Source organism: Pseudomonas sp. NPDC089407, assembly GCF_044900445.1.
Lineage (GTDB): Bacteria > Pseudomonadota > Gammaproteobacteria > Pseudomonadales > Pseudomonadaceae > Aquipseudomonas.
On record NZ_JBJDNB010000066.1, the window covers coordinates 3,628 to 4,767 of the forward strand.

General features: G+C 55.4%; 2 protein-coding genes. Both read left to right on the forward strand.

From position 1 onward, the window contains the following. Nucleotides 1-21 precede the first annotated feature (21 nt). Entirely contained in the window at nt 22-708 is a 687-nt protein-coding gene (rpsC, locus tag ACI2KG_RS28885; RefSeq protein WP_404664233.1) for a 30S ribosomal protein S3, read from the forward strand. A 12-nt stretch (nt 709-720) separates the two neighbouring features. Then, nucleotides 721-1,134 carry a 50S ribosomal protein L16 gene (rplP, locus tag ACI2KG_RS28890; RefSeq protein WP_003255479.1) on the forward strand — a complete coding sequence of 138 codons (414 nt, stop codon included), beginning with the start codon at nt 721-723 and terminating at the stop codon, nt 1,132-1,134. Nucleotides 1,135-1,140 lie beyond the last annotated feature (6 nt).

Sequence of the window (1,140 nt, forward strand, 5' to 3'; positions counted from 1 at the left end):
ACAAGTAACGGAGTCGATCAGATGGGTCAGAAAGTACATCCCACTGGCATTCGCCTGGGACTCGTCAAGGAGCACACCTCCGTCTGGTACGCAGACGGTGCTACTTACGCAGATTACCTGTTGAAGGATCTGAAAACGCGTGAGTACCTCCAAGACAAACTAAAAAGCGCGTCCGTAAGCCGTATCGATATTCATCGTCCGGCTCAAACTGCACGCATCACCATCCACACCGCTCGTCCAGGTATCGTTATCGGGAAGAAAGGTGAAGATGTCGAGAAGCTGCGTCAGGACCTGACCAAGCAGATGGGTGTGCCTGTGCACATCAACATCGAAGAGATCCGCAAGCCGGAACTCGACGCTATGCTGGTTGCGCAGAGCGTAGCTCAGCAGCTGGAACGCCGCGTAATGTTCCGTCGCGCCATGAAGCGCGCTGTACAGAACGCCATGCGTATTGGTGCCAAGGGCATCAAGATCCAGGTGAGCGGTCGTCTCGGCGGTGCTGAGATTGCTCGTACCGAGTGGTATCGCGAAGGTCGTGTGCCTCTGCACACCCTGCGTGCCGATATCGACTACAACACCTACGAAGCTCACACCACTTACGGTGTGATCGGTGTGAAGGTTTGGATCTTCAAAGGCGAAGTTATTGGTGGTCGCCAAGAAGAACTGAAACCACAAGCACCAGCGCCTCGTAAAAAAGCTGCTAAGTAAGGGGTACGCCAAATGTTGCAACCAAAGCGTACAAAATTCCGCAAGCAGATGACCGGCCACAACCGTGGTTTGGCACTGCGCGGTAGCAAAGTCAGCTTCGGCGAATTCGCCCTGAAAGCTGTTGCTCGCGGTCGCCTCACCGCTCGCCAGATCGAGTCCGCACGTCGTGCGCTGACCCGTCACGTTAAGCGTGGCGGTAAGATCTGGATCCGTGTGTTCCCGGACAAGCCGATCTCCAAGAAGCCTCTCGAGGTTCGTATGGGTAAAGGTAAGGGCTCCGTGGAATACTGGGTTGCCCAGATCCAGCCAGGTAAAGTCCTGTACGAGATCGAGGGTGTTTCTGAAGAGCTGGCGCGCGAAGCTTTCGCCCTGGCTGCTGCAAAGCTGCCTCTCGCCACCTCCTTTGTTAAGCGGACGGTGATGTGATGAAAG